At 64.4% G+C, this 8,656-nt stretch carries 9 protein-coding genes; 2 read left to right on the top strand and 7 right to left on the bottom strand.

All coding sequences use genetic code 11. The features are described 5' to 3' along the window. The 3 genes from rsxC to rsxA form a co-directional block, all read right to left on the bottom strand. Positions 1-1,821: electron transport complex subunit RsxC (gene rsxC, locus NAV27_RS05010; RefSeq protein WP_256055290.1), on the bottom strand; the 1,821-nt coding region annotated here is incomplete at its 3' end. Between the two features lie 5 nt (positions 1,822-1,826). Beyond that, positions 1,827-2,402 (bottom strand): electron transport complex subunit RsxB, encoded by a 576-nt coding sequence (rsxB, locus tag NAV27_RS05005; protein ID WP_008566801.1) that lies wholly within the window; start codon positions 2,400-2,402, stop codon positions 1,827-1,829. Continuing rightward, complete coding sequence (rsxA, locus tag NAV27_RS05000; RefSeq protein WP_003287086.1) at positions 2,399-2,983, bottom strand: electron transport complex subunit RsxA; 585 nt, start codon at positions 2,981-2,983, stop codon at positions 2,399-2,401. Before rsxA ends, rsxB begins: the two co-directional genes overlap by 4 nt. A gap of 196 nt (positions 2,984-3,179) precedes the next feature. Between rsxA and NAV27_RS04995 the strand changes: the two genes are divergently transcribed. Further along, a complete protein-coding gene (locus NAV27_RS04995; protein WP_054093682.1) occupies positions 3,180-3,542 on the top strand; it encodes a hypothetical protein in 363 nt (120 codons plus the stop codon). A 15-nt stretch (positions 3,543-3,557) separates the two neighbouring features. Here NAV27_RS04995 and NAV27_RS04990 read toward each other — a convergent pair whose 3' ends face one another. Beyond that, positions 3,558-4,376 (bottom strand): enoyl-CoA hydratase, encoded by an 819-nt coding sequence (locus NAV27_RS04990; protein WP_102827740.1) that lies wholly within the window; start codon positions 4,374-4,376, stop codon positions 3,558-3,560. 137 nt (positions 4,377-4,513) lie between these two features. Continuing rightward, the gene (locus NAV27_RS04985; protein ID WP_008566796.1) at positions 4,514-5,758 is read right to left on the bottom strand and encodes an ABC transporter substrate-binding protein; all 1,245 of its coding nucleotides are present in this window, start codon (positions 5,756-5,758) and stop codon (positions 4,514-4,516) included. A gap of 254 nt (positions 5,759-6,012) precedes the next feature. Here NAV27_RS04985 and ung point away from each other — a divergent pair, with 254 nt between their 5' ends. Next, positions 6,013-6,708, top strand: coding sequence for a uracil-DNA glycosylase (gene ung / locus NAV27_RS04980; RefSeq protein WP_102827500.1), 696 nt, complete (start codon positions 6,013-6,015; stop codon positions 6,706-6,708). 20 nt (positions 6,709-6,728) lie between these two features. On the opposite strand, the gene NAV27_RS04975 is transcribed toward ung, so the two are convergent. Together NAV27_RS04975 and ygfZ are read right to left on the bottom strand one after the other, a co-directional pair. Further along, complete coding sequence (locus NAV27_RS04975) at positions 6,729-7,565, bottom strand: HDOD domain-containing protein (protein ID WP_102827499.1); 837 nt, start codon at positions 7,563-7,565, stop codon at positions 6,729-6,731. A gap of 79 nt (positions 7,566-7,644) precedes the next feature. Continuing rightward, a complete protein-coding gene (gene ygfZ / locus NAV27_RS04970) occupies positions 7,645-8,592 on the bottom strand; it encodes a CAF17-like 4Fe-4S cluster assembly/insertion protein YgfZ (RefSeq protein WP_102827498.1) in 948 nt (315 codons plus the stop codon). Between the last annotated feature and the right edge of the window lie 64 nt (positions 8,593-8,656).

Genomic DNA, 8,656 nt, shown 5'->3' with positions numbered 1-8,656 from the left:
GGTTTTTTCGAGCTTACGGATCTGAGCGCGGAGCATCGCGGCCTCGATCTTGGCTTTTTTCAGCGCTTCGTCCCCCGCGGGCTGGGGCGCAGCCGGCGCTACGGCAGCGGCCAGCGCCCGTTGTGCGGCTTCGGCGGCTTGCCGCAGTTCAGCTACCTGCGCCTGCAGTTCCTCAGTGGCGTGGGCCGCCAGCTGTTTTTCGGCCTTCTTCAGCGCGACCTGGGCCAGACTGGCCTCGATCTTCAGGCGCTTCTGCTCGTCGCTCAACGTGCTGCTCGTGCCGGCGACAGCATCGCCCTGTGCCGGCGCTCCGGCGGACGGTGTCTGCGCTGCCTTGGCGCGTGCGGCTTTCTCGGCGCGGGACTTGCGCTCGGCTTCCTTGTGCTCCTCCGCGCGGCGCAGGCGTTCCTGACGCAGCTCGAAGCGCTGCTTGGAGTGTTCGGCCTTCTGCTGCTTGAGTTCCAGTTCGCGGATTTGCGCCTTGGCCGCCCGGTAGTACTGCACCAAGGGAATGCTCGATGGGCAGACGTAGGCGCAGGCGCCGCATTCGATGCAGTCGAACAGGTTGTGCGCGCGCAACTGCGCATGCTCGTGGCCGAGTGCGAAGAAGTGCAGCTGCTGTGGCAGCAGGCTGGCGGGACAGGCTTCGGCACATTCGCCACAACGAATGCATGGCAGCGCCGGTGGGGGGGGCGGCAGCTCGGCGGCGGTGACGGCCAGCAGGCAATTGGTGGTCTTGATCAGCGGCACGTCGAGGCTGGGTAGGGTGAAACCCATCATCGGGCCGCCCATGAGCAGGCGATCGAGGCGGGCCGGGTCGAGTCCGGCGAATTCCAGCAGTTCGCGCACCGGCGTGCCGATCAGCGCCTTGACGTTCATCGGGTGTGCCAGGGCTTCGCCGGTGAGCGTGGTGATACGTGAGATCAGCGGTTTGCCGAGCAGCACCGCGTCGTGGATGGCCACGCAGGTCCCGACGTTCTGGCAGAGCATGCCGATGTCCGCCGGCAGGCCGCCGCTGGGCACCTCCTCGCCGGTGAGGATCTGGATCAGCTGTTTCTCGCCGCCCGACGGATACTTGGTCGGGAACACCTTGATAGTGAATGGTCGCTCGCCGACCGCCGCGCGCACGGCGGCGATGGCTTCGGGTTTGTTGTCCTCAAGGCCGATGAGGATCGCTTCAGGTTCGAGCAGATAGGCAAGAATCTCGATACCGGCCACCAGTTGTTCGGCCTGCTCGCGCATCAGCAGGTCGTCGGCGGTGATGTACGGCTCGCATTCGGTGCCGTTGATGATCAGGGTATGAATCTTCTGCGTGGTGCGTGCGCCCAGCTTGACCGCGGCGGGAAAGCCCGCGCCACCAAGACCGCTGATGCCGGCCTGGCGGATGATTTCGAGCAACGCGGCGGGCTCGACCGAGCGGTAATGCGGCTGCGGATGCAGTTCGGTCCACTGCTCCAGGCCGTCGCTGTCGATGACGATCGCGGTGCCGGGCAGGCCGGATACGTGCGGGTAAGGCTGCGGGCCGATGAAGCTGACCACGCCCGAAGTCGGTGCATGCACCGGCGCGCTGATCAGGCCTGCCGCATCGGCAATCTTCTGCCCTTTGAGCACGCGCTCGCCAAGCTGCACGCACGGCTCGGCCGGTGCGCCCAGGTGTTGCGCCAGCGGCACGATCAGCCGTTTGGGCAGCGGCGCCGGCTGGATCGGCGTGCGGTTGGACAGCGCCTTGTGCTCGGCCGGGTGAATGCCACCGGGAATGTCCCAGACTTTCGTGGCGTCCGCATGGCTTGTGCGCGCTACGCCGACGTCGCTCTTCGACATGACACTCATGCGGCCTGCTCCCGATCCGTGCCGATCAACTGGCCGGGCGCCAGCGGTTGATCCCATTTCCAGCTCTGCAGGTTGCTGCCCAGTTCGATCATGTCGATGCAATCCACCGGACAGGGCTCGACGCAGAGGTCGCATCCGGTGCATTCGCTGACGATCACCGTATGCATCTGCCGCGCCGCGCCGACGATGGCGTCCACCGGGCAGGCCTGGATGCACTTGGTGCAGCCGATGCATTCGGCCTCGCGGATATAGGCAACCATCTGCGGTTTCTCGCCGCCTTCGGCATCCAGCGGCTCGGCTTCGACATCCAACAGGTCGGCCAGCGCCTGGATGGTCGCTTCGCCGCCGGGTGGGCACTTGTTGATCTTGTCGCCGGCAGCAATCGCCTCGGCGTAGGGCTTGCAGCCGGGATAGCCGCACTGGCCGCACTGGGTCTGTGGCAACAGGGCGTTGATCTGTTCGGCGATGGGGTCACCCTCGACGCGAAAGCGCACCGCGGCGAAGCCGAGAATCGCACCGCACACCAGGCAGAGCACCAGCAGGGCGAGAACCGCCACGAGCACCAGGCTCATAGCTTGATCAGCCCGGTGAAGCCCATGAACGCCAGCGACATCAGACCGGCGGTGATCAGGCCGATGGAGGCGCCCTGGAACGACCGGGGCACGTCGGCGATGGCAATGCGCTCGCGCATGGCGGCGAACAGCACCAGCACCAGCGAGAAGCCGAGTCCGGCAGCGAACCCGTTGGCGGTGGCGGTCAGGAAAGTGAACTCGCTCTTGTTGGCGTTGAGCAGGGCGACGCCGAGCACGATGCAATTGGTGGTGATCAGCGGCAGGAAGATTCCCAGCACGCGATAGAGCAGCGGGCTGGTCTTGTTGACCACCATCTCGGTGAACTGCACCACTACCGCGATCACCAGAATGAAGCTGATGGTGCGCAGGAACTCCAGGTCCAGCGGCTTGAGTACATACTGCTGCACGAGGTAGCTGCACATCGCCGCCAGCGTGAGCACGAAGGTGGTCGCCAGGGACAGGCCGATGGCCGTCTCGATCTTCTTCGAGACGCCCATGAACGGGCATAGGCCGAGGAACTGTACCAGTACGAAATTGTTGACCAGGATGGCGCTAACCATGATCAGGGCGAGTTCGGTCATCAGAAATTCCGTCGCGCGCTGCGGAGCCATGAGGCTGAAGGGCCGCTATTATCGGGAAGCCACCGCAGGCAAACAAGCTGCGGCTGGCCGTCGCGGTGGCGAACGCGCCCATTGCAACGTTTTGCCCGTCCGCATTCGGATGCCGCCGGCCGCGGTCAAACCGACAGATGGGTGCCTTGCGCTTCGGAGGTGGCAGATGAACATTCGTGTCGTGTTGCTCCTGTGCAGTCTGGTGTGGCTGGCGCCAGCGCAGGCCGATCGTGACAATCGCGTGTGGGCGCCAGCGAACCCGCCAATCCATCGCGGTGATGTGCCGCCGTATCGCTACGATCCGCGCAATCCGTATCCGTATTACCCGCGTCATCAGCCCAATTTGCCCCCGCGCTATCAGGGGCAGTTGCCGCCACGCTATTACCAGCGGCATTGGGAAACGGGGCGGCCGTACTACTGGCAGGATCGGCATTACCAGCAGCGGCCGCCGTTGATACGCGACGGGCGCGACTATCGCTCGCTGCAGCAGCGCCGCTACGACTATCGCCACCGCTATGAGCGTTACTGAACGCGCCGCGTGGTGTTAGCGATTGCGCCAGCGAGGCTCGCGTTCTTCCAGGTACGCGTTAATGCCCTCCAGCGTGTCCTCGGCCTCGAACAGTTCGACGAAGGCTTCACGCTCGGCGGCGGCGAAGGTATCGGGCAGACGCTGGCGCGCGCCATTGATCAACGGTTTGATCGCGCGGATTGCCACCGGGCTCTGACGGGCGATGCGAGCCGCCAGCAGCAGGGCATGCCCACGTGATTCGCCCGACTCTGCGAGCTGTTCGACCAGACCGATGCGCAGTGCCGTTTCGGCGGTGATGCGTTCCCCGCAAAGAATCATCCGCTTGGCCCAGCCTTCGCCGACCAGCCACGCCAGTGCCTGGGTGCCACCGGCGCAGGGCAGCAGGCCGACTGCCGCGTCCGGCAGGCCGAGCTGCGCATGTTGTTCGGCGATGCGCAGATCGCAGGCCAGCGCGCACTCCAGTCCGGCGCCGAGCGCGTAGCCGTTGATCGCCGCGATGGTGACGCCGCGAAAGTCACGCAGCGCTTCGAAGGCTTCGCCGAAGCGGCGCGCCATTTCCCGTGCGCGCAGGCGGTCGCCATCGGCGAGCAGCTGCAGATCGGCACCGGCGCTGAAGAATTCGGCGCCCCTGCCGGTGATCACCAGCGCATAGATGTCGTCGTCATGGTCGAGATGCTCGATCAGCAGCTTGAGGCCGATCAGCGATTCGCGATCCCAGGTGTTGGTCGGCGGATGGTTGATGGTGATGAGGGCGGTGTGACCGTGCTTTTCCACGGTCAGCTTGTGGGTCAGATCGAAGACCCCGGACTGATACGGTTCGAGTGCGGTGCTCATGTGGTCGTCCTCGGCGATGCCCGCCAGCATGCGCAGCGGGGCGTCTCTATCAAGGCAGCGAGGAACGCGAGTCGTCGGGGGATCACCCCAATCCGCGAAGGCGGGCCGCCTGTGCTGGCGGCCCGTTTCCGAGGGGTTTACTGCAAGGCGTTGGCCTGTCCGGCGCTGCGCCGCTCTTCCTGCCATTGGGCAAGTGTAGGCGCTGCCTGGTCGCCATCGAGGCGATGAACGATTTCGAAGTAGTCCTGCTTGAAGCGGTCCCTGAGCACGTCCTCACGCGGCTTGACGCGTACGGCATACACCGTCTGCACGTTCTGGTGATCGAAGCTGCGCCAGTGCTGCTCATCCTTGAGCAGTTTGTAGCGATGGTTTTCCAGCGCGGCGATCACCGACTCGCTGGCGATGCTGCGAGCGCGTGTGGCGGCGTCGGCCCATTGATGCACGATGCTGTACGCCGAGGCAGCGGAGCTGGACGGATGGGTCTGGTAGCGCTCGTCGAAATTGCGCACGAAAGCCTGCCCGCGTTCGGAACCTTCCAGTTCGGGCACGCGCCAGGTCCAGGGCTCGGTGCCGAGAACGCCGCGCATGATGTCCGGACCGGCAAGCTCGACCATGCTCTGGGTCAGGTTGGGCACAGCGATCTGCATCTTGGTGTTCAGGCCGAGTTCATCGGCGATGCGCATGGCGCGTACCAGATCCTCGCCGAACAGCACGAGCACCAGCACTTCGGTGTCGCTGTTGGCTGCCTGCTGCAGGGCCTTGCGATAGTCGGACAGCCGGGCGCCGGGGAAGGCGGTCTTCACTCCGGGGTGCTTGGTCTGGTCGGTGGTGCCGGTGGCCTGGCGCAGCGAACTTTCGCTGGTGTGGCCCCAGGTGTAGTCGGAGGTGACGTAGAAGTAGCGTTTCCCCGGCAGATTCTGGTTGAGGTATTGCCCCAGCACCTGGGCGCTCATCCAGGCATTGTTGCACTCGCGGAACATGTAGCGATGGCCGTCCTTGCCGGTCGTGTCGTTCGAGTAGGTCAGGGTGCCGAAGTACAGCAGGCCATGTTCCTTGGCGCGCTTACTGGCAGCGATCGCAACGGCGCTGGAAACCCCGCCGAAGAGCATCGCTGCGCCTTCGTCGGTCATCTTGTCGACGTTGGCGACCGCCTTTTCCGGGCGCGAGGCGCTGTTGCGGCTGATCAACTCCAGCGGACGGCCAAGCACGCCGCCGCGGGCATTGATTTCGTCGATGGCCAGCAGCGCGCCACGCATCTGGGCGAGGCCCTCTTCCTTATAGCTGCCGGTGCGGGGGTAGTTCAGGCCTAGTTTGATGGGATCGGCTGCCTGGACCGCAGCGCAGCAGCTCAGCATGAGCGCCAGGAGGGTAGTCCGTTTCATCGCGGGAGTTCCTTGCTTACTTGTTATGGTTGTTGGCAATTGCCGCTTTTTACTCCGACGCTGAACGGGCGTCATTACCTCGGGGGATGCTTCGCGGCGCCAATGTGACTGCGGCAGCATTTTGATCGCGTTTAGACTTTCGCCTTGTTGACCCGGGGCAACGCATCGGTTCGAGGTGGCGTTGGGGTTTGCGTTGACAGCGCGCCGCGGCTTTTCTAGGGTGCGGCAGCTCCGTCGTAAGCAAAGGTGAACCGATGACCCAGGATGATCGAATCAAGCTCGAACCGAGCTGGCGGGATGCGCTGCGTGAGGAGTTCGATCAGCCTTACATGCACGAGCTGTCTGCTTTCCTGCGTCGTGAGAAAGCCGCCGGCAAAGTCATCTATCCACCCGGGCCGCTGATCTTCAATGCGCTGAATTCGACGCCGCTGGAACGGGTTGAGGTGGTCATTCTCGGGCAGGACCCCTACCACGGCCCCGGCCAGGCTCACGGGCTGTGCTTCTCGGTGCAGCCGGGCGTTGCGCCACCACCGTCGTTGCAGAACATTTTCAAGGAGCTCAAGCGCGATCTGAACATCGATCCGCTGGGCCACGGCTATCTGCAGCATTGGGCGGATCAGGGCGTGCTGATGCTCAATACCTCGCTGACGGTGGAGCAGGGCAATGCCGGCTCGCATGCAGGCGCTGGCTGGCAGCGCTTCACCGATCGGATCATCGAGGTGGTCAGCGAGCGGCGGCCGCATCTGGTGTTCCTGCTCTGGGGGGCGCATGCGCAGAGCAAGGCGCGGCTGATCGATCCTACCCGCCATCTCATTCTCAAGTCGGCGCACCCTTCGCCGCTCTCGGCCCACCGCGGCTTTCTGGGCAATGGCCATTTCAGCCGCACCAACCAGTTTCTCCGGCAGCACGGTATGCAGCCGATCGACTGGCAGCTACCCGCGCAGGTCTAGCGCGGGCAGGTCGGTTCCGCTTACTGGAGCATACTCATCGCCGCGTCCATCGCGGCCGAGAGGTCCTCGTCTTCCTGGAGCAGAGTGCTTGGGTCCAGACCGAGCTTGGCGAACGCCGGGATCCGGCTCCAGTCCAGCTGCGTATAGGGGTGATTGGTGCCAAGGTAGCTTTGCAGCGTGGCGACTTGCACGATGTCGACATAGTCGACCGTCGGCGAGTTTCGGGTGAAATCGCTGTATTGGCCGGGCACGATCGCGATCGGCTCGCGAAAGTCCCAGGCGCGCAGGATCTTTTCGCCAAGCAGCGGGTGGATACGGTCGATCACATGATTGAGGCTGATGGAATCGGCCATCAGCTCGCCGTGCTCCTCGGCATAGGTGAGGATGGGCAAAATGCCGATCTGGTGCACCAGGCCTGCCAGCGTCGCCTGGTCGGGCAGCAGGCGCGTGTAGTGCCGGCACAGCACGTGACTGATGGCTGCCACCTCCGTGCTCTTGTTCCAGACCTCCCGCATCTTGCGGTCGACCACATCGGTCGTGGCCTGGAACATCTGTTCCATTGCCAGGCCGGTGGCGAGGTTGCAAGTGTAATTGATGCCCAGGCGGCTGATCGCCATCTGCAGATCGGTGATCTCGCGATTGGTGCGCAGCAGTGGGCTGTTGACCACCTTGATGATGCGAGCGGTCAGCGCGGCGTCGTTGCCGATCACCTTGCTCAGCGCGAGGATGCTGACGTCCGGGTCTTCTGCGGCTTCGCGCACCTGCAGCGCCACCTCGGGCAGCGTTGGAAGAATCAGTTCGTCGTTCTCGATGGCGCGGGTCAGTTCGCGTTGAACCTTGTCGGCGAGGGTGCTCATGCGATTCCTTCAGTGGTGGAGTGCTGCGTCATGGCCAGCCGCGGTGCGCTGCCGGCCGTGACTGCCGTTTATACGGGCTTCAGCGCTGGATTTCCTGGTCGGCGTTCAAGGTATAGGGAAGGTCGAGCAGGCTCAGCGGTATGCCATCGGGCGAACCGAGGAAGATGCGACCGTCGGCGACGGCGTCTTCCTGGACCACGGCCAGCAGTTCCATGCCGTTTCCGCTGGTTGCCGCCAGCACGACTTCGCCCACGCTCGAGCCGTGCACCGGCGAGAACAGTTCGACGCCCGCGGCCGGCAGTTCGCTCTGCGCGCCATCGGCGGCGAGGCGGTACAGTCTGCGCTTGAGCTTGCCGAGGTATTGCATCCTCGCGACGATTTCCTGCCCGGTGTAACAGCCTTTCTTGAAGCTGACCCCGCCCAGCGCCTGCAGATTGATCATCTGCGGAATGAACAGCTCGCGCGTGGTCCCAAAGACCTGGCCCACGCCGGCGCGAATCTGGTCGAGCAGCCAGCGCTGAAGCGGGGCTTCGGCAAGCTGGGCCCCCAAGCGCAGGCGGACCTGCTCGGCCTCCTGTGCCTTGCACCACAGCTCGGCGCGTCCGTCGGCCAGACGCAGCGCGATCAGACCATTGCCACGTACCACCTGATTGGCGTCCTGCGGCAGTTCGAGCCCGAGGCTGACCAGGGCGCCGTCTCCCTGGCTCAGACCGAAGCGACACCAGAGCGCGCTTTCATTGCTGAGCTGCGACTTGGAAAATACTGCGTACTTGCCGAGATCGGCGAGCTGCGGCTGCAGCAGCTCGCTGGCCATCGCCAGCAGCAGGCCGTCACCTTCGGTCAGAATGCGAAAGCTGGACTGCATCCGCCCCTTCGGGGTGCAGCGGGCGCCGAGGCTGGAGGTGTGGTGATCGAGATAGTTGAGGTTGCAGGTCAGCTGACCCTGCAAAAACTTGCTGGCGTCTGGGCCGCGTACGGCAAGGACGCCTTCATGCGACAGGACGCAAAAATAGGCTGTGTCGGTCATGGTCGGTCGCCGTGAGAAATCCGGGCGGCCATCATAGCAGGCGGCCGCGAAAAGGCAGCCGCCC

The organism is Stutzerimonas degradans (genome assembly GCF_024448505.1).
GTDB lineage: Bacteria > Pseudomonadota > Gammaproteobacteria > Pseudomonadales > Pseudomonadaceae > Stutzerimonas > Stutzerimonas degradans.
This window is presented reverse-complemented; position numbering and strand designations above follow the sequence as displayed.